Here is an 18,143-nt window from a genome sequence, read left to right as displayed (position 1 = left end):
GAAGGATCGAAGGGTGTGCGGGGGCAGCGTTGTTGCTGCCGGGAAGAAAGCTCAGGCGGTGGCGGGTGCCAGGACGATGTCGAAGCGGGTCCGCGCCCACTGCCTCTCGCCGAGGTCGCGGCCGTCCGGGGTGGGGGTCCCGGCCGGCTGCTCCTCGAACGTCTTGATGAGCGAGTCCTGCACCCCGAACACCGAGTCCCCGATGGCCAGCTGCGGATCGCCCTCGACGAAGATGTGGGTGACCAGCGTGCGGTGGGCTGGTGCAGTGACCATGAAGTGCAGGTGCGCGGCCCGCACCGGGGAGCGGTTCGTGGCCGCCAGCATCGCCCCCACCGGCCCGTCGTGCGGGATCGGGTACGGGGTCGGCGTCAGCCCCCAGAACCGGAAGCCCCCGTCCTGGTCGGTGAACAGGTGGGCCCGGCCGGCCACCCGGTCGTCGCCGTACTGCACGTCGTAGAAGCCGTCCTCGTCGGCCTCCCACACCTCCACCCGGGCGTTCGGGATGGGTTTGCCGTCGGTGTCGAGAACGGTGCCCTCCACCCAGGCCGGCTGCCCGGTGGCCCCACTGGCAATGTCCCCGCCGAGCGGGATCTCCGGGGCGTCCTCGAGGAAGAAGGGGCCGAACACGGTGGCCTCGGTGGCGTTCCCGTCGGCGGGGTTGTTGACCAGGATGGTCTGCATCGAGGCCCCCAGCACGTCGGAGAGCAGGATGAACTCCTGCCGGCGGTCGTCGGTGATGTGCCCCACCGCGGTGAGGAATTCGATCGCAGTGGTCCACTCCTCCTCGGTCAGGCGCACCTCGCGCACGAAGGCGTGCAAGTGCTTGGTCAGCGACTGCATCACCTTCTTGAGCCGCTCGTCAGGGGTGTTCTCGAAGGAGGCGACAACACGCTCGGTGAGCTCCTGCTCCCGGCGGCCCTGCTCAGTGGATGTGGTGTGGATGGTCTCGGTCATGGTCGACTCCTTGTTCGATGCGCCGGGAAGATGTTCAGACCGTGGTCAGCACGGCCGGGGACGGGGTGGCGCCGGTGAGCGCCTCGGTGAGCAGGCCGGTGATGTTCTCCACCGTCACGGCCACCGGGTTGGATGCCGGGGCGGCCTTCACGATCCGTTCGACCGCTTCGGGGAGCCCGTCGGCGGTGAACCCGTAGTCGGACAGCCGGGTGGGGGCATCGACTGCCTCGCGCAGCACATTGAGGGCGTAGACGGCCCCGACCGCCGCGTCCTGGCCCTCGGCCAGGTTCTGCCCCAGAGCGGTGGCCAGCCGGGCCGCCAGCTCCGGCACGGCCGGGGCATTAAACGCCAGCACATAGGGCAGCACGGTGGCGTGGGTCTGGGCGTGGGGCAGGTCGAAGGTCCCGCCCAGGACGTGGCAGATCTTGTGGTGCAGCCCCGATCCGGCCGAGGCGAAGGCGACCGCGGCCAGGTAGCAGCCGTAGAGCGCCTGCTCCCGGGCGGTAAGGTCGTCGGGATCGGCGACGATCCCGCGCAGCGCCAGGTTCAACGCCCGGGCGCCCTCCAGGGCCATCGCCTGGTTGATCGGGTCCGCCTTCGGGGCCCAGAGGGAGTCGATGCAGTGGGCCAGGCCGTTGAGGCCGGAGGCCACCGACAGCCCCACCGGCAGGGTCCGCGAGAGCTGGGCGTCGTAGACCACAGACACGGGCAGCACCTTCTCATCGACCCCGGTGGTCTTCGTGCGGTCCTCCGTCATCCCCCAAACGTTGGTGGCCTCGGAGCCGGCGTAGGTGGTGGGCACCGCGATGACCGGAATGCCGGTGGTCAGCGCGACGGCCTTGGCTAGCCCGGTGGTCGACCCGCCACCCACGCACACGATCGCGTCCACGGAGTGCTCGGTGGCTGCGGCCCGGGCACGGTCGGCAACCTCCACGGGCACGTGCTGGACCACGTCGTCCCACCACAGCACGGGGGTGGTGCCGGTCGTGGCGGCCTCGGCCAGGGCGCGTTCGGGCTCGGCGGCGATGACCATCGGCCGGGTCGCACTCAGCCGCGCGATCTCGGCGGCCACGTGCTCAGCGGCCTTGCCGGTGCCGAAGAGGACCCGCTGGCCCAAGGTGGTGTGCTCGAACAGCATGCTCGCCATGTCCTGCTCTTCCTGTCTCTGTGCGTGCCCACCCGGATCCGTGCCAGGTGATCTGTCTCACGTTCGAGTCTGGAGACCCCCATCACATAAGACCAATACCAATCAGCCTCAAGTAACATAAATTGGTGTTATGGAAAGCCGGCAGCTGCACTACTACCGCACCGTCGTCGAGCACGGCTCGTTCACCGAGGCGGCCTCCGCTCTGCACATGACCCAGCCCTCGCTGAGCCTGGTCGTCCGCAGACTGGAGGAGGAGTTCGGGGTCACCCTGCTGGTCCGCAGCCGGCAAGGAGTGCGCACCACGGAAGCGGGCGCCTACCTCTATGCCACCGCCGTGCGGGTGCTGGAGCAGATGCACTCCGCAACTGAACACCTGCGCAGCCTCGCCGTGGGCCATGCAGGCCGGATCGTGCTCTCCAGCGCACCGATCTTCAACTGGGAATACCTTCCCCGCATCCTCTCCGCGCTGCGGCGACAGGCACCGGGACTGGAGCTGGCCATCCAGGACCCGCCCCCGGACCAGACCGTCACGGCCGTGATCGAAGGCCAGGCCGACATCGGCATCGTGGCCGGAGCGAACCTAGAGCTGCTGCAGCAGATGCACGGGGACCGCCTGGCCATGCAGGTGGCCATGGAGCTTCCCCTGAAAGCGGTGCTGCCGCCCGGTTATGCCTCCACCTCACCCCGGGTGTCACTGGCGGAGCTGCGTCATGAGTCCTGGCTGGTGCCTGTGGCCAATGCCAAGTTCCCGGGGCTTCCCGAGCTGCTCGAGCAGTTCTGGCGGGACCACCCTGCCACCCGGCCCGACACCATCCAGGAAACCGCCACCCTCCAGACAGCCCTGCCCCTGGTAGCCGGAGGCATGGGGGTCGCGCTCATGCCCGGCACCGTCCGGCACATGGCCCAACGATCAGTCATCGTCCGAGAAATATCGGAGACGATCCCACCCCTGCTGGCCATCGTGCTGTGGCGCAAGGGCGAGGACAGCTCTCCCGCTGTTCAACGAGTCGTCCACCTGCTCACCCACCCCGACCTGTGGGACAACACGCCAAGATGATCTATGAAGAAGATTGCGGATTTAAACAAGGCGATGGTTGCCCTCAGGGTGGGCAACGCATGGGTCACCGCCATGCGGGATCCTCTGGATCGGCCGAAGCAGACCGTGCCAGCCTTCGCCGAGCACTTGCGCAGTATGGGCGGGATCGAGAGCCCTGAACCTCGGTGGAGGAGACGTGGACACCCATACCCTCGATGGGTCGTGCGGGCCGGGGTCGGTCAGACCGACCCCGGCGCCCTCAGCCCGGGCAGCACCGCGGCCGCCTCGCCCGGGTGCACACCTGCCGATGGGTCCTCCCCACGCTGGCCTACGCTGAAAGCGCCCGTTCCACCCCCTGGGGACCGCAACGCCCCACCGCACCGGAGCACCCCATGATCGCCCCACCGACCGTCACCTATCCACTGGATCCTGAGACCTTCGAGGTGCTGACACAGGCTCTGGAGCAGCACGCCGCCCACCGGGAGCAACAGATCCACGAACCCCTGTTGGCCCCCACCGCCCAGGAACGGATGAGGCTGTTTCACGAAGTTGCCTGCACCGATCAGCTGCGCTGCACCGTCGAGGACGCCCGCAGCGCCGGGCAGGTGAGCCTGCCCCTGGACCCGGTGACCTTCGAGGTGCTCAGTACGGCGCTGTCCAGCTATCACGACGACCAGCGACAGGAAGCCGCCGAAGCCACCCCTCGGCGCGCCGACCTCCACGACGGGGGCCGTGCCCGCGGTGCGGCCGCCCTTGCCGATCGGTTGCACCTCCAGGCCCTCGAGGCCGCCTATTTCCCCCTTCGGCCCTCCACGTGAGCTCCGCGCACCACCGGGCAACGGCCACCCCAAGGCAACGCCCGCCATGCAGCCCCAGAACGACCCCACCGCCCTCCTGGTTCGCGGACCGGTTGGGCAGCACCCGTCAATACGTCGATCATGTTGCTGGGTCCCTTCTCCGAATGCGGTGTGGCAGCCGGTGCCGGGGTCCTTCATCGAGGGCGATGGAACGGACCTCGGTGCGCATCCCGTCGGTGACGGCGATAAGGGCGACCGTGGGCAGGCGGTGCACGGCGAAAACCCGTCCCGGATGCTCCTGCGCCTCCACGGTGGCGGGGTGGGCCGCCAGGCCGGCGAGGACCTCGCACCACTTCGCCCAGCACAGCCGGGCCTGCGGGGCCACCACTGGGGCCTGGGCCGGCCGACGCTGGGCGTTAGCGGTAATCGTCGCCTCCACGTAGAGCCCCAGATCCTTCACCCCGGGAAACGTCTCTCTGTCCCCGTCGGTGGTGCACAGGTCGATCAACGCCCCTGGGAAGGTCACGGCCGAGACCACCCCGGTGCCCTGGCCACACGCGGTCTCCAGCCGGCACAGAAGGCCCAACGCGGCGCAGTGCCCTGCTGCCCGCCCCGGAGGTGACGGGATGCCGGACGGGAGGGCATCGCCTGGAACGTCGCTGCGCACCGCTGCACGGCCGTGGTGAAGGGCTGAGGTCATGGTCGGCCCTCCCGCTCTGCGCCCAGTCTGCCTCGTGGTAGTCCATCGTTGCATCCGCACTTCCCGCGCCGAGCTCCTGCAGGTCCGATGAACGGTGGGTGGAGTTTGGCCGTGATGTCTCTTCCGATACCCGCTCAGCAGGCGAAGACCGACCAACTGATCGCGTTGCGCCGTCGTTGGTCCTCGAGCACGAGCTCGCGAATCGGCTTGGGGAGCTGGGCGCGTTGCCACCGGCATTCAGCTCAACTTGCGTTCTCGGCTCCCCCGGGCGGACTGGTCCTCGAGCTGCATACGGCCGGAGTTATTGCCGGGCTCTCGGAAACGAGCCCAGGGCGGGGGTCATTGCTGGGGCAGTTGAAGCGATCATCCTTCCGGGTATCGGAGGGGCTGTCGTGGTGCGGGAGGAAGCCGGCGGTGGGCGATCGTCCTGGGTTACGGCCGGGGCTGTGGGTAGCGTGGGCAACGGACCCGGTGCGCACCGGGCCCGCCACCAGGGAAGGATCGGTCATGAAGATCGAAGAGGTCCTGCACCACTACAACACCCCGCTGGTCGCTCCGCCGTACTTCTTGCGCCGGGCCCGTTTCTACGACCGGGAGTATCTCAACGTCTTGTACCGCACCGATCCCGAGGCCCTGGCCGCGGTGGTCCCGGAGCCGTTGCAGTTCGATGACCCGCTGGTGCGCTTCGAGATCATCAAGATGGGTGACGTGGCCGGGTACGGCCCCTATGTCGAGGCGGGCCAGGCGATTCCGGTGACGTTCCAGGGGGAGAAGGGCGAGTATCTTCACGCGATGTATCTCGACGAGTTCGGGGCCACCGCCGCCGGGCGGGAGATGGGGGCCTACCCCAAACTCCCGGGCAAGCCGTCGCTGGTGATCGAGGAGGGTGCGTTGGTCGGGCGCCTGGACTTCGGCTCCGAACGGGTGGCGACGGCGACCATGGCCTACAAGTGGGAGGACATGGACCATGAGGAGGCTCTGGAACAAGTCCGTACCCCCCAGTTCGGGTTGCGGATCGCCCCACTGCGCTCCGGCGGTTTCGAGCAGTTCTCCTTGATGCGCACCCAGATCACCGACGTGGTGGTCAAGGGCGCGTGGGCCGGGCCGGCGCGGTTGCAGCTCAACGCCCACGTGATGGCCCCGCTGGCCGACCTGCCCGTGCTGGAGGTCGTCAACGCCACGCACGTGCTCACGGACCTGACCCTGTCCAACTTCGAAGAGGTCCACGACTACCTGGCCCACGGCCAGCCTCCCCGCACGAGGCCCGGAACCGGCGTCGGCTCCTGACCCGCGGGCCTGGAACCGTGAGCCGCAGTCCTCGGCAGTCACTGACGTCCGACCGGGAACACTGCCACACATTGGGCGCTCACAGGCGGGCAACACGGAGACCGGAGGGGGCTGCACCGGGATCGGTGCTTGTTCCCCTGTGGACTGGCGGGGCCTACAGTGTGGGGCATGACGAGGGACAACGGCTCTGGCAAGGATCAGTCCGTCGAGGATCGGGACCCGCACATGGGGGAGGTCCCGGAGAAGCAGCTGCACCGGTGGAAGGGTGAGGGCGGGGCGCTGCCCCCGGAGCCGGACCCGGGTCCTCAGGACGAGGACGACGACGGCCACTGAGGCGGCCTGCTGGTCTCAGGTACGGTGGCTGACCTCGGGCAGGGCGTGGTCGGCGTACACCCCGGCCAGGCCCAGCAGGGCCAGGAACAGCAGGGCGGCCCCGGTGCCCCAGGTGGCCAGGGCGCTGCTGATGCCGCCGGCGACCAGCAGCAGCACGCCCATGGCGGTATTGGACACCGCCACGTACTCGGTGCGCTTGTCGCCGATTGCCATGTCGACCACGTAGGTCTTGCGGGCCACGCGCACCCCGGTATGGGTCAGGGCCAGCAGGAAGAACGCCACCGGATACAACCACTCGGCCCGGCCCAGTGCGGGGATGTTCGCAGCGACGAGCAGGGCCAGGACCACCATCGAGGACGCGGCGGCGCCCCACATCATCAGTCCTCGGCTGGAGCGGTCCGCCAGTCGTCCGGCGAGCCGGCCGCCGACGATCCCTGCCAGGCCGGTGGCCATGATGAACGGGCCCAGCCCGCTCAGCTCCAGGGCTTCCTGCTGGGCCGCCAGGGCGACGATGAAGGGCGGGCTGAGGGCGGAGACCAGCAGCAGCGTCCGGACCAGGACGAAGTTGCGCAACGGCACGTCCTCGCGCAGCAGCTGCCAGGAGCGTGCCCACCAGCCCCTACCGTTGTTGCCGCCCGCGCCCGGGGCGGGGACCGGTTCCTGCACCCCGGCGAAGACCAGTGACGCCGCCACCCAGGCCACGGCGGCGGCGCCCAGCAACCCCGCCAGGACGCCGGGGTGGGGTTCGTGGCCGCCCAGGATCCAGATCCCCGCCCCGATGGTGAGGGCGATGATCCCGGAAGCCCACACGGCGATCCCGTTGATCTGGCCCCGCTGGCCCTTGGGGATGGTCCGGCCCTGTACGTCCTTGGCGGCGATCGAGGTCAGGGCCCTGGCCAGGGCGAAGACCGCCAGTGCGGCCAGGATGGCCAGACCCGCTGCCGTCCCGGTCCACAACAGAGCGGTCAGGGCCATGGCCGCCGTGGCCGCGGCCTGCCCGGCAGCACCGGCCACCCAGAGCCATTTGCGCTGGGACCGACCGCGCACCCAGCCCATCAGCGCGGCCTGGGGCAGCATGGAGCCGGATTCACGCACCGGCACCAGCAACCCGATGATCCAGCCAGGTGCCGCCAGCGAGGCCAGCAACCACGCCAGGACGGTGGAGGCCTTGACCACCTGATCACCGGCGTTCTGTAGGGTGGTGGCGGCGATCAGGCGCAACCCGTTGCCGGGCAGATGGCCCCGCACATCCTCGGCCATCGCCTCCCCGGTCACCGGGTCCGCCTTGATCAGGCGCCCGTAGAACCGTGCCCCCGCACCCTCCATGGCTGTTCCCCCTGTTCCAGGCTTCCGGCCCGGCCCCCGGGACGTTCACCGTGGGGGGCAACGGGCGCCTGACTTGAGAAGACACCTCCGGGACCAGCCGGTCAAGGGCACGCTTCCCAGCACATCGCGGACAACCGATCTCCCACCGCCAACGTGAACGGACGCCACGTCTGGTGCGCCTGACAGCAATGCCTGCACCATCCACCCCGTCTGACAGGAGATCCCCCATGGTCCGAGCCCGCAAGAGGACACAAGTCGAGGGGAGGCTGAGCATTGATGCCTTTCTCTTCCCAGAGCCTGGGGAGGTTCCTTTCCGTAGGGAGCATTTGCTTGGCTTGGTGCTCCACTGGCCCTCGGTGGTGGCCTGATCGTTGATTTTTGCGCGCCGTGCTGGTCCGGACGCCGGATACCGACTCACGGGAGGCTGAGACCATGCGGAAACTGGCCTTCGCCATGAACATGAGCCTGGACGGCTGCATCGCCGCGCCCGGGGCCGACCTGGGCTGGAGCGTGCCCAGCGAGGAGCTGTTCCAGCGGTGGTCCGACCGGGTGGCCGCCACGGGCCTGGCACTGTACGGGCGCAAGCTGGAGGAGACGATGAGCTCCCACTGGCCGAGTGCCGACCAGCAGCCCGGGGCCACACCGGCGGCGATCGAGTTCGCCGGGCGCTGGCGTGAGATGCCGAAGGCGGTGTTCTCCTCCACGACCGGCACGGTCGGCGGGAACACCCGTGTGGTCACCGGCGAGGCGGTCTCCGAGGTCACCAGGCTCAAGGCCGGCGACGGCGGGCCCATGGACATCGGCGGTGCCACACTGGCCGCGGTGGCCGTGCGGGCCGGGCTGATCGACGAGTACGTGATCGTCACTCATCCGGTCCTGGTGGGCGGGGGCACGCCGTTCTTCCCGGCCCTGGACACCTGGGTGCACCTGAGCCTGGTGGAGACCCGGAGGTTTCCCGGCGGCGTGGTGCTGTCCAGGTACGAGACCATCCGCTGAGTGCCCGACGGCGGATCAGCGCCGGCTTGGGGCCACCCCAAGGATCGCGTGGCGCGGTCGTCCGGGGCGATCGTGACGTCCCGGCCCGGATCCTGTACTTCACCGAAGACGATGCGTCCGGACAGGGATCGGGTACGCCCTGCGACCTGCGGTGTGGGGGGCTGGGGGTGTCTGCGCACAACGTCTCGGTCCGGCGGGTGTACGAGAGCTGGGGGTTCCGACAGACCGGAAAGACCTCGCCCCAGCTCCGCGCCGGCTCACCGGAGGTCATGAAGTCGCTGGTGTCCTGCCCGGCCCACTCCCCGGCCCCGCCGCTGGACCGCCGACTCCTGTGCCCGTTGCCGTTGCCCCGAGCACGGCAGTAAAAAAGGGAAACCCTGACGGGCCCACCGGCTGGACCCGCCATCGCGGCCCGCCTGCCCTGGTGTTTGACGGAGGTCAACGGGCACTGTCGCTACTGCAGCACGACCGATAAGCCGTGGCTGGGGATGGTGGAACATCGCTTCGGTGGTCCACGGTTGCGGTGTGTCGGCCGGTGTCGGGGAAAGCGAGATCCATTCACGTTGAGCACATCGACAGCAACCCTTGCAGCCCCGCCCGAACCGCGGATACGGGCAGGACTGATTTGAGGAGGTGGTGCGGGCGGTGCTACTTCAAGGGCGAGGTAGCCCGTGCGGCTCAGATCCCGGCGCCTTCCCCGGGCTCGGTGGGCTTGTCCTGGGCCGGGCCGCCGGGCAGGTCCATGTCCTGGTCCTCAGGCGCCCCCTCGGCCTGGGAGGGCTTGTTGCCAGCCGGGTCGACGGCGGACTCCACGTTCTGGTCCTCAGGTCCGCCCTCGGCTTGTGACGGTTTGTTCTGGGCCGGGTCGGGAGTGCTGGTCTCGGTCATGATGGTCCTTTCCCACCGCCCGATGACGGTTGAGCGCCACGATACGACAGCGCTGTCAGCGGCCTCAAGGGGTGAGACTCTCCCCGAACCGTGCCTTGTCACTGAGCGGCCGGGCCGGCCGGCAGGCCCGTTGCCCCATTGACCGCCGGTGCAGCCGACCGGCTGGTGCTGCTCCGCTCCAGCAGTGGGGCGGTGGGCTGCATCAGGAGCGGGAGAGGCTCGTGATCAGGAGGATCAGCCCTTGTCAGCGCAGGTCAGGACACGGTAGGAACGACATCAGAGGCGGTCCGTAAGGGCCCCCGGAGGGGCTGCGTCCGGTCTTTCCACCCCGCCGGTGCCCTGCGGTCCGGTTCGGTGAGGTGGTGAGCACGCCACCGGCTCGCCGTGCGGGAATGCCCCCGCACCGGCAGCCGGAGCGCCCGGGGCCTGTGACCGGGATCGCGCTGTGAGACGGTGTGGTCCTGGAACCCGAGAAGAAGTAGAGGAACCCATGAACTCCACCCCCGATGCCCCCCGCTCCTCCGAGCCGGACGATGACGGCACCGTGGCACCAGACAGCCCTGGAGGTGAGGCCCCGGACGGGCTGGCCGGTGCCGAGGCCGCTGAGCAGTTCCAGCACGCCGTCGAGCAGCGTTTGAGCGACCATGCCTCTGAGGATGCCGTCCCCGGCGGGGAGGCGCCGGAGACGGAGCTGGACGAGGACAACCCGGTGAGCGTGGACAACCCGGAGTAAAAACCCCACGGTTCCTCAGCGCAAACGCCTCCCACGACGGACCGCAAGACGGCCAGGAAAACGGGTAGGGCACGGGTCCGTTGTGCAGCCCGCACCGGGTGCCTGGTAGCTGGCGGGCAGGGCGGTGCTCACCGCTCCTGGTGTCACCCCGACCACGGTATCCGCGGTCCGACTCATGGCATCCGGGACCGTTCCCCACCTGCTCTGCGGCCTGACCCCTGGCGGGGGCAGGCCTTCACCAGCTCAGAGCAACGGGCGCAGCGGCACCAGCACGGCCTCGGCGAACCGGGCGGCGGGGTGGCGTGTGCTCCACTCCTCCAGTGACAGCTGCCGGCAGTTGGCGCTGTCGGCGGTGAAGATCGCCTCGAGGTCGGCGGCGAAGTCCTGATCCTGGATCGCCAGGCCGGTCTCGTAGTTGAACCTCAGGCTCAACCGGTCGATGTTGGCGGTGCCCACGAACGACCACTGCCCGTCGATGGTCACGGTCTTGGCGTGGATCATCGCGTGCCGGTAGAGCAGGACGGTGATGTCCTCGGCCAGCAGCGCGGTGTAGAACCCGCGGGAGAGCCAGTCGGCCAGCAGGTGATTGGACTCCTCCGGCATCATCACCTGCACGTCCACCCCGCGCCGGGCCGCCTCGATGAGGGCGGTGAGGATCCGCTGGTCGGGGATGAAGTAGGCGGTGGTGAGATGGATGTGCTCCTGGGCGCGGCTGATCGCATCCAGGTAGACGCTGCGGATCGGGTAGACCAGATCGGCCGGGATGTTGTTGATCGCCCGCACCGGAGAGATCCACGACACCGGGTTCGCCGGGGAGAGTGCGGGGTGGGCCGTGGCGAGGTGGTTCCACACCTGGGCGAAGGAATGCCCCAGCTCGTACACCGCAGGGCCTCTCAACCGCACGTGGGTGTCGCGCCACTGGGTGGCGTAGAGGGAGCCGATGTTGTACCCCCCCACGAAGCCGACCTCGTTATCGACCACCAGGATCTTGCGGTGGGTCAGCCCGGTGGCGCGCAACGGGGCGGAGAACAGGGCCGGGCCTACCGCCGGGAACCGGAAGACGTGCACGTCGGGGTGGAAGTCGTAGAACGAGGCCGGCACCACCAGATTCCCGAACTGGTCGTAAACCACATACACCTCGACACCGCGTCGGGCGGCGTCGTTGAGGGCATCGCGGAAAGCGCGGCCGACCTCGTCGTCCTTCCAGATGAAGGTCTCCAACAAGATCCGCCGGCGTGCCCCGCGGATCGCGGCCAGCATGTCCTGGTAGAGGTCCTCACCGTAGGTGTAGGTCGTGGTGGCGGTCTCGGCCACGGTGGCCTGGAAGGTCCCGGGGCGGGGGAACCCGGAGCGTTGGACCCGCCCTTTCTTCTCGAGCGCGTCGGTGACCACCAGTGCCGCCACCACCACCGCCTGCACCCCGATGAAGCCCAGGAACGAGCGGAGCGCCAGCCGTCGAAGCGAATGAAAGCCGATACCGCGCGTTGACCGGGTCATTCTCCGAGCGTATCCGCCGTTGGCCTGTTCCTGGTTTCTCGCCCCGGCGCTACGGCCTGCTCACACCGGCAGGACGCTGGCGCTGTACGGGGAGCGGCGCCGGTGACTGCGCGGTGACAAACGATCCTCCGCCCCCCTTTGGGCCGCACCTTCCTGCGGCCCCGGGGACGGGAGACTCTCCACGGGTGGGCCCGCCATCGACCCGCGGTCCGGGTCCGCTCCTGGGCCGCTGGCGGTGAGGCGGAAACGGCTCCGGCCCGGGTCTGAGCATCGGTGATGTGGAGAGGTGCTCCGCCATGGCCTGCTTGGTCTCGCGCCTGCTCGGATGACCCCCACGCTGGCTTCCCGCCCAGGGAGTTCTGCCCCCTGTTGAGGGTGTGCTGGCCGGGGCGGTGGGCCCGCCATCGGTTCCTCGGCCACGATCATCTCGGTGCAGGCACGGGTGCGGGTGGGTTACGGCCGTGCATCCTCTGCTGTGGTGTCATCGCGGTAGGTGATGCGGGCGTGGTTCCTCCGGAGTCGGCGGCCCTGGTCGATCAGCTTCTGCTCCTCCTCCTGCAGCTTCCGGGAGGCGCGGGTGTCGCGTGGGGGCAGCTGCAGGGTTTCCTCAGCGGTGATCCCGGCTTGGAGCTGGCGTGCGCGTTCGATCTCGGCGTTGAACTCCGCCCCGGCCAGCAGCACGATGTTCATGATCCAGATCCACAGCAGCAGGATGAGCACCCCACCGATGGCGCCGTAGGTGGCGTTGTAGTCGTTGACATTGGCCACGTAGAAGCTGAAGCCGGTGGTCGCGGCGGCCATGACCACGATGGCGATCACCGAGCCAGGAGTGAGCCACCGGAACTTCGGCTGGTGAATGTTCGGGGTCGCGTAGTAGAGCACGGCGATCATGAACGCCAGCAGCGCCAGCAGCACCGGGATCCTGGCCGTGTTCCACAGCTGCAGGGCTGTCCCGCTGAGCCCGACCAGCCCGCCGAGCCGTTCGACGATCGGCCCCGAGAGCACCAGGAGCAGTATCATGGCCACCACCAGTACCACCAAGGACACGGTGACCCCGATCATCGTGGGGTACAGCCTCCAGACGGGACGCCCTTCCTCGACCTCATAGATCCGGTTCATGGACCGGGCGAAGGCCCGCACATAGCCCGAGGCGGTCCACAGAGCACCGACCAGGCTGGCGACCAGCGCCAGGCCGGCGGAGGAGAAACCGGTGAGCTCACTGATCGGCTCCTCGAGCACGGCCACAGCACCCTGGGGGGCCCCGAACTCCTCCAGCAGGCGCAGCAGGGTCGCGGTGGTCGCCTCGGCCTGACCGACGACACCGAGCAGGGACACCACCGTGAGCAGGCCCGGGAAGATCGACAGCACGGCGAAGAAGGTCATCACCGCCGCGGAGTCCGTGCACGCATCGCGGCGGAACTCGTGGAGGGTCCGGCGCAGCAGGTAGCCCCAGGAGGGTCTGGTGATCTGGGTCGGCGAGGACGGCTTCTGGGGGGCATCGGGATCATTTTCAGGAGTCCCCGAGACCTTGGGGTCGGCTGCCATGGGACTCCTCCGCGTGCTCGGCTCCAGGCCACGATACCGAGGGCGGGTCAGGTCATTGACGCCCCACCACGCGGCGGGAAAAGCTCAGTGTTCTCTGAAGGATTCGTCCACGTTCCGTGAATTCAGGAAGAAGGCCCCCGTGGGTGGCCGTTGTACCTGGTGCCGGCCGCGGACACCGCGGGCCAGGCACATACGCAACTGATGCAGGACGACACCACGAACAGGAAGTGACCACCATGTCCCAGCCCACCTCTCCATCCCACGCCTCGACTGTTCCTTCCACCAGCTCCATCGACTACCGGGTGCTGCGCACCGTGCCCACCTACGAGCAGGCGCAGCGGATCGTCGACACCCTCTCCGACTCGCAGTTCCCGGTGGAGCACGTGCGGATCGTCGGCACCGGCCTGCGCTCGGTGGAGCAGGTCACCGGGCGGATGACCAACGGCAAGGCCGCCCTGTACGGGGCCGGCTCCGGCGCGTGGCTGGGCCTGATGATCGGCCTGCTCCTGGGCCTCTTCACCGTGGGCGTCTGGGGTGCCGTGGTGCTGTGGAGCGTGGTCCTGGGCGCGATCTGGGGCCTGGTCTTCGGGCTGATCGGCCACGCGGTCACCGGCGGAAAGCGGGACTTCCGCAGCATCCAGGGTTTCGAGGCCGACGCCTACGACGTCCTCGTGGAGGCCGACTACGCCGGGATGGCCGACGCCAAGCTGCCCCCGCGCCCTGCCGTCTGATCCCCTCCCGGCACGGCAAGCGACCGCACAACTCCACCGTCCCGCCACCGGCCGTTGTCGCCTCACCGGGCGAGGACTCCTCGCCCGGGCATCCTGGCGCGGCACCACCACCACTGCACGAGGCCCAGGAAGTGGGAAAGACATGATCCGTGTCCCGGCCAACAGCGCCAGGAGCGCTCCGGTGACGGCGAACCCGGTGCGTCCTGCCGCACCGGAGGATCGAGCCCGGCGCCCCGGAGTTCGGCAGGGGCGCGGGGCCCGGACCGTGGTGCTGCTGGGCATCGACGGGGCCGGGAAGACGACCGCCGCCGCCGCACTGGTGGCGACGGAGCGGGAGGCTGGTCGGCCTGCGATCCTGTTGCGCAACCCGTCGGGGCGCTGTTGGATGGCACGGGCCTCGGCGCGCGTCGGGGTGGAGGCGCCGGTGCGGTGGGTGGACCGGGTCGAGACCGTGGTGCGCACCGCCAACGTCCTGGTCTCCCTCGCCAGGGCCCGGGACCGGGAGGGTCTGGTGGTGATGGACCGCCACCTGGTCTGCCAGCTGGTGCTGCGCAGGGTGAGGGGGCTGCCGCCGGGCAGGGTCCTGCCCTGGCTGGCAGCCCGTCTGCTGCGCGGGGACGTAGTGGTCGTGCTCGACGTCCCGGCAGAGACTGCACAAACCAGGATCCTCGCCCGTGGGCAGGACCACGAGTCGCTGGAGTACCTGCACGCGGCCCGGGCGGCCTACCTAGAGTTCGCCCGCACCCGTGGCTGGGTCGTCATGGACGCCATTGGGGCGCCCGAGGCGGTTCGCGCCCGGCTCATCAGACTCACCGGTCTGGGATGAACCTGCAGCTCCAGACCGGTCCCCGCGGGAAGAGGGTGGCACGTTGGTGATCACCACGCTGGCCTATCTCGGTCGTTTGAGGCAGAACATGCTGGCCTTCGCCAAGACCCTGCGGGGCAAGAGGGGCGGGGTCGTGGGTGCTGAACCTTGCTGGGGGCGCCGTGGACACGCCCACCCCGATGGCCTCCGTCGTCACGGCTTTCCTGGCCCAGATGAAGCTGGAGATCAAGCGGGAGCGGATCACCGATTCGGTGGCCAAATGCTGAATCCGCCGGCAAGGTCCGTCAGCGGTGCCGGTCGGTGCGCTGGACCGTGCCGCGGGCCTTTTTCTCCCGCCGGTGTTGCATCACGCGCCCGATGATCACAGGGGCGATGGTGAAAAGGATCTTCTTCATGTTGTACCTCACTGGTGGTGGCGGGGATTGGGCTGTGCCACCGGGCCGCCGAGGAGGCGGCCCGGACACAAGGAGCCGACCTGGCAGTGGGCCGCCAGGCACGAAGGAAGGGGCGCAGACCGGCTGCTTTCCGGAACGACCCCGTCGCAGAGCCCGGCAACGCCACCTATCGATGACGTGGTGCATGGTCGAGAGAGGGGACAACCACTGACCGGGTGGATGATCGACAAGACGGGCGCCGGGGCTCCCCTCCATCCGGCAGGCTGCTGGACCGGATGACAACAAGCCCACTTAGTATCTCACAGCTGCTCCGCGAAATAGCCGCTTGGTCAGTGCGGCGCCAAACTCACCCGGTACTCCTAGGGCCGCGCGGCCGCCTGGAGACGGCGTCGGCGGCACGGATGAAGCCGAGGTGGCTGAACGCCTGGGGGAAGTTCCCGGCCAGCCGGCCGCTGACGGGATCGTACTCCTCGGCGTAGAGGCCCAGGTCGGTGGCGCAGCCCGTCAGTTGCTCCAGCAGGGTCGTGGCATCCTCGGTCCGTCCGCTGCGGGCGTACTGCTCCACGAGCCAGAACGTGCAGATCAGGAACGGGTACTCGTCGCCGGGCAGGCCGTCGAGGCCGGTGTCGGTGCGGTAGCGGTGCAGCAGGCCGGTGGGTTCCTGCAGCTGCTGCTCGATCCGGGCCACGGTGCCCAGCATCTTCGGGTCGTCGTAGGCGATGAACCCGGTGTGCGGCAGCTGCAGCAGCGATGCGTCCACTGCGGTGTTCTCGTAGGTCTGGGTGAAGGAGTTGAGCTCCGCGTCGAAGCCGTGCTCCAGCACCTCCTGCCGCAACCGGTCCCGCAGCCCCCGCCAGCGGCCCACGGGGCCGTCGAGACCGTGGTCCTCGACGGCGCGTACACCCTGGTCGAAGGCCGCCCACATCATGACCCGTCCGTGGACGAAGGAGCCCGGTTCCCCGCGCATCTCCCAGATGCCGTGGCCCTTGCGGTCGTAGTTGTCCTCGCAGAAGCGCAGCAGGTTCTTCTGCAGCCCCCAGGAGTACTCGTCCTCGGCCACTCCTGCCTCGCGCAGGGCGGCCAGGGCCAGCATGACCTCCCCCACGACGTCGGCCTGGAACTGCCCCACGGCTCCGTTGCCGACTCGCACCGGGGTTGAGTCCTCGTAGCCGGCCAGGTGGTCCAGTTGGGCTTCGGGTAGCTGGCGTTCGCCGGCGATGCCGTACATGATCTGCAGGTCCTCGGGGTCCCCGGCCACAGCGCGCAGCAGCCAGTCGCGCCAGTGCATGGCGCCGTCGGTGAAGTCGTGGGCGATGAGCGTCTCGATGGTCAGGGCGGCGTCGCGCAGCCAGGTGTAGCGGTAGTCCCAGTTGCGCACGCCGCCGAACTCCTCGGGCAGGGAGGTGGTGGGGGCGGCCACGATCCCGCCGGTGTCACTGTTGGTCAGGGCCCTCAGCACCATCAGTGAGCGCAGGACAGCCTGATCGTGGCCGTCCTGCACATCCACATGGGCGGACCAGTTCTGCCAGTACTTCATGGTGCGTTCCAGTGCGGCCTGCGGGTCCTCGGGGGTGGGCGGGTACAGGTGGGACAGGTGCCAGGTGAGCACCCAGTCCAAGGAATCGCCTTCCGACAGGGAGAACACTCCGGTGAGCCGGTCGGCGACCGCGCCCTGGTAGTCGTCGGGATGTCCCTTGGGCGAGGCCTCGTGGCGGGCGGCCATGCCCTCCTGTGGTTCCACCTGCTGGGCCTCGTGGGGGTGCAGCAGCGGCCCGGCCAGCAGCAGCCCGTCCGGGCCGGCCACCGACAGCAACGCCGGGATCCCGGTGCTCTCCATATTGACGCGCCGGGTCCAGGGCTTGGCCCGGGCGTAGTCGAAGCGGATCCGCAGGTCGTGCTCGACCTCCACCTGCCCCGCGACGCACTCGACGCGCCGGATGAGGTCGGCCTGGTCGCTGCCGGGGGGCAGGAAGTCGGTCACCACCACGGTCCCTGTGGGGGTGGCCCAGGTGGTCTCGAGCACGAAGGTGCGCGGCAGGTAGCGGCGGGAGACGATCTCCCCGTCGACGGCCGAGACCTTCCAACGCCCGTCCTCGGCGTCCCCGAGCAGGGCCGCGAAGACGGAGGGGGAGTCGAAGCGCGGGAAGCACAGCCAGTCGATGCTGCCGTCTCGGGACACCAGGGGTCCGGTGTGCAGGTCCGAGAGCAGGGCGTAGTCCTCCAGCGGGGTGGAGGGTGTTCCGGCAGGGTCGGTGTCCATGGGGTTATTCAATCAGGGGGCCTCGGCGACACCCAGGGGCCGGCGGCGTAGCGTGCTGATATGGAGAACACCAGCGCGGAAAAGACCGGTGCGGAGACCAGCGGTTCGGAGAGCATCGGGACCCTGGTTGTTCTGGGTGCCACCGGGGACCTCACCTCCCGGTTGCTGCTGCCGGGCTTGGGGCGGTTGCTCACCGAACAGCCCGACCGCCGGCTCCGCCTGATCGGCGCCGACCGTGCGCCCTGCGACAGGGAGCAGTGGGTGGACACCGTCCGAGCCGCCTTCGACAGCGTCGAGGCCACTGGGCCCGCTGTGGAGCACGCCCTGGCCGGTGCCGACTACCTCGTCACCGACGCCACCGCGGCCGAGGACCTCGGCCAGGTGCTGGCCGCGGCCACCGGGATCCCCGCCCTGTACTTCGCCGTGCCCCCGGCCGTGGCCGCCCAGGCCGTCCAGGCCCTGCACAGGGTCGAGCTGCCGGAGCACACCGTGCTGGCCCTGGAGAAGCCCTTCGGCACCGACCGGGCCAGTGCGGCCCAGCTCAACCAGCGGCTGGCGTCCCTGGTGGGGGAGGACCAGGTCTTCCGGGTCGATCACTTCCTGGGCAAGTCCACCGTGCTCAACATCCTGGGCCTGCGCTTCACCAACCGTGTGTTCGAGCCGGTGCTCAACCGTGAGCACGTCGCCAAGGT

Annotated in this window: 16 protein-coding genes and 2 pseudogenes; 10 read left to right on the top strand and 8 right to left on the bottom strand. The window is 69.2% G+C overall.

The window, feature by feature from the left end; genetic code table 11:
* Positions 1 to 51: 51 nt before the first annotated feature.
* Complete coding sequence (locus IEW07_RS12770) at positions 52 to 954, bottom strand: hydroxyquinol 1,2-dioxygenase (protein WP_188537812.1); 903 nt, start codon at positions 952 to 954, stop codon at positions 52 to 54.
* A 34-nt stretch (positions 955 to 988) separates the two neighbouring features.
* Positions 989 to 2,101: a maleylacetate reductase gene (locus IEW07_RS12765; RefSeq protein WP_229741831.1), complete on the bottom strand. Its 1,113-nt coding sequence runs from the start codon at positions 2,099 to 2,101 to the stop codon at positions 989 to 991.
* A 130-nt stretch (positions 2,102 to 2,231) separates the two neighbouring features.
* Here IEW07_RS12765 and IEW07_RS12760 point away from each other — a divergent pair, with 130 nt between their 5' ends.
* Positions 2,232 to 3,158 carry a LysR family transcriptional regulator gene (locus IEW07_RS12760; RefSeq protein ID WP_188537810.1) on the top strand — a complete coding sequence of 309 codons (927 nt, stop codon included), beginning with the start codon at positions 2,232 to 2,234 and terminating at the stop codon, positions 3,156 to 3,158.
* Between the two features lie 371 nt (positions 3,159 to 3,529).
* Entirely contained in the window at positions 3,530 to 3,955 is a 426-nt protein-coding gene (locus tag IEW07_RS12755; RefSeq protein ID WP_188537808.1) for a hypothetical protein, read from the top strand.
* A 118-nt stretch (positions 3,956 to 4,073) separates the two neighbouring features.
* Here IEW07_RS12755 and IEW07_RS12750 read toward each other — a convergent pair whose 3' ends face one another.
* Complete coding sequence (locus IEW07_RS12750) at positions 4,074 to 4,394, bottom strand: hypothetical protein (protein ID WP_188537806.1); 321 nt, start codon at positions 4,392 to 4,394, stop codon at positions 4,074 to 4,076.
* Between the two features lie 747 nt (positions 4,395 to 5,141).
* Between IEW07_RS12750 and IEW07_RS12745 the strand changes: the two genes are divergently transcribed.
* Positions 5,142 to 5,921: an acetoacetate decarboxylase gene (locus IEW07_RS12745; protein WP_188537804.1), complete on the top strand. Its 780-nt coding sequence runs from the start codon at positions 5,142 to 5,144 to the stop codon at positions 5,919 to 5,921.
* Between the two features lie 168 nt (positions 5,922 to 6,089).
* On the top strand, positions 6,090 to 6,254 hold the full coding sequence (locus IEW07_RS12740; protein ID WP_188537802.1) for a hypothetical protein: 165 nt from the start codon (positions 6,090 to 6,092) through the stop codon (positions 6,252 to 6,254).
* A gap of 15 nt (positions 6,255 to 6,269) precedes the next feature.
* Here IEW07_RS12740 and IEW07_RS12735 read toward each other — a convergent pair whose 3' ends face one another.
* Positions 6,270 to 7,580 (bottom strand): MFS transporter, encoded by a 1,311-nt coding sequence (locus IEW07_RS12735; RefSeq protein WP_188537800.1) that lies wholly within the window; start codon positions 7,578 to 7,580, stop codon positions 6,270 to 6,272.
* 432 nt (positions 7,581 to 8,012) lie between these two features.
* Here IEW07_RS12735 and IEW07_RS12730 point away from each other — a divergent pair, with 432 nt between their 5' ends.
* Positions 8,013 to 8,576, top strand: a complete 564-nt coding sequence (locus IEW07_RS12730) for a dihydrofolate reductase family protein (protein ID WP_188537798.1) — start codon at positions 8,013 to 8,015, stop codon at positions 8,574 to 8,576.
* Between the two features lie 678 nt (positions 8,577 to 9,254).
* Here the strand turns inward: IEW07_RS12730 and IEW07_RS12725 are convergent.
* A complete protein-coding gene (locus tag IEW07_RS12725) occupies positions 9,255 to 9,464 on the bottom strand; it encodes a hypothetical protein (RefSeq protein ID WP_188537797.1) in 210 nt (69 codons plus the stop codon).
* A 490-nt stretch (positions 9,465 to 9,954) separates the two neighbouring features.
* Here IEW07_RS12725 and IEW07_RS12720 point away from each other — a divergent pair, with 490 nt between their 5' ends.
* The gene (locus IEW07_RS12720) at positions 9,955 to 10,197 is read left to right on the top strand and encodes a hypothetical protein (protein WP_188537795.1); all 243 of its coding nucleotides are present in this window, start codon (positions 9,955 to 9,957) and stop codon (positions 10,195 to 10,197) included.
* A 243-nt stretch (positions 10,198 to 10,440) separates the two neighbouring features.
* On the opposite strand, the gene IEW07_RS12715 is transcribed toward IEW07_RS12720, so the two are convergent.
* Entirely contained in the window at positions 10,441 to 11,694 is a 1,254-nt protein-coding gene (locus IEW07_RS12715; protein WP_229741830.1) for a phospholipase D-like domain-containing protein, read from the bottom strand.
* A gap of 453 nt (positions 11,695 to 12,147) precedes the next feature.
* Positions 12,148 to 13,239 (bottom strand): YihY/virulence factor BrkB family protein, encoded by a 1,092-nt coding sequence (locus tag IEW07_RS12710; protein WP_188537793.1) that lies wholly within the window; start codon positions 13,237 to 13,239, stop codon positions 12,148 to 12,150.
* A gap of 236 nt (positions 13,240 to 13,475) precedes the next feature.
* Between IEW07_RS12710 and IEW07_RS12705 the strand changes: the two genes are divergently transcribed.
* The 3 genes and pseudogenes from IEW07_RS12705 to IEW07_RS12695 all read left to right on the top strand — a co-directional run.
* Positions 13,476 to 13,970 (top strand): YflT domain-containing protein, encoded by a 495-nt coding sequence (locus tag IEW07_RS12705; RefSeq protein WP_188537791.1) that lies wholly within the window; start codon positions 13,476 to 13,478, stop codon positions 13,968 to 13,970.
* Positions 13,971 to 14,112: 142 nt separating this feature from the next.
* Positions 14,113 to 14,796: a nucleoside/nucleotide kinase family protein gene (locus IEW07_RS12700; RefSeq protein ID WP_268235535.1), complete on the top strand. Its 684-nt coding sequence runs from the start codon at positions 14,113 to 14,115 to the stop codon at positions 14,794 to 14,796.
* A gap of 28 nt (positions 14,797 to 14,824) precedes the next feature.
* A pseudogene (locus tag IEW07_RS12695) lies at positions 14,825 to 15,056 on the top strand (recombinase family protein); the annotation flags it as partial.
* A 481-nt stretch (positions 15,057 to 15,537) separates the two neighbouring features.
* On the opposite strand, the gene IEW07_RS12690 reads toward IEW07_RS12695, so the two are convergent.
* Positions 15,538 to 17,451, bottom strand: a complete 1,914-nt coding sequence (locus IEW07_RS12690; protein WP_188537789.1) for a glycoside hydrolase family 15 protein — start codon at positions 17,449 to 17,451, stop codon at positions 15,538 to 15,540.
* 60 nt (positions 17,452 to 17,511) lie between these two features.
* Between IEW07_RS12690 and IEW07_RS12685 the strand changes: the two are divergent.
* Positions 17,512 to 18,143 (top strand): annotated as a pseudogene (locus tag IEW07_RS12685) (glucose-6-phosphate dehydrogenase); the annotation flags it as partial.

Origin of the sequence: Kocuria dechangensis, from assembly GCF_014636775.1 — a bacterium.
GTDB classification, from domain to species: domain Bacteria; phylum Actinomycetota; class Actinomycetes; order Actinomycetales; family Micrococcaceae; genus Kocuria; species Kocuria dechangensis.
The sequence above is the reverse complement of the archived record's forward strand: the minus strand, read 5'-3'. Positions and strand labels throughout refer to the sequence as shown.

Coding starts and splice junctions, on each gene's coding strand:
- IEW07_RS12770 (WP_188537812.1), bottom strand. CDS start 954: ATGACCGAGACCATCCACACCACATCCACTGAGCAGGGCCGCCGGGAG.
- IEW07_RS12765 (WP_229741831.1), bottom strand. CDS start 2,101: ATGGCGAGCATGCTGTTCGAGCACACCACCTTGGGCCAGCGGGTCCTC.
- IEW07_RS12760 (WP_188537810.1), top strand. CDS start 2,232: ATGGAAAGCCGGCAGCTGCACTACTACCGCACCGTCGTCGAGCACGGC.
- IEW07_RS12755 (WP_188537808.1), top strand. CDS start 3,530: ATGATCGCCCCACCGACCGTCACCTATCCACTGGATCCTGAGACCTTC.
- IEW07_RS12745 (WP_188537804.1), top strand. CDS start 5,142: ATGAAGATCGAAGAGGTCCTGCACCACTACAACACCCCGCTGGTCGCT.
- IEW07_RS12740 (WP_188537802.1), top strand. CDS start 6,090: ATGACGAGGGACAACGGCTCTGGCAAGGATCAGTCCGTCGAGGATCGG.
- IEW07_RS12735 (WP_188537800.1), bottom strand. CDS start 7,580: ATGGAGGGTGCGGGGGCACGGTTCTACGGGCGCCTGATCAAGGCGGAC.
- IEW07_RS12730 (WP_188537798.1), top strand. CDS start 8,013: ATGCGGAAACTGGCCTTCGCCATGAACATGAGCCTGGACGGCTGCATC.
- IEW07_RS12725 (WP_188537797.1), bottom strand. CDS start 9,464: ATGACCGAGACCAGCACTCCCGACCCGGCCCAGAACAAACCGTCACAA.
- IEW07_RS12720 (WP_188537795.1), top strand. CDS start 9,955: ATGAACTCCACCCCCGATGCCCCCCGCTCCTCCGAGCCGGACGATGAC.
- IEW07_RS12715 (WP_229741830.1), bottom strand. CDS start 11,694: ATGACCCGGTCAACGCGCGGTATCGGCTTTCATTCGCTTCGACGGCTG.
- IEW07_RS12710 (WP_188537793.1), bottom strand. CDS start 13,239: ATGGCAGCCGACCCCAAGGTCTCGGGGACTCCTGAAAATGATCCCGAT.
- IEW07_RS12705 (WP_188537791.1), top strand. CDS start 13,476: ATGTCCCAGCCCACCTCTCCATCCCACGCCTCGACTGTTCCTTCCACC.
- IEW07_RS12700 (WP_268235535.1), top strand. CDS start 14,113: ATGATCCGTGTCCCGGCCAACAGCGCCAGGAGCGCTCCGGTGACGGCG.
- IEW07_RS12690 (WP_188537789.1), bottom strand. CDS start 17,451: ATGGACACCGACCCTGCCGGAACACCCTCCACCCCGCTGGAGGACTAC.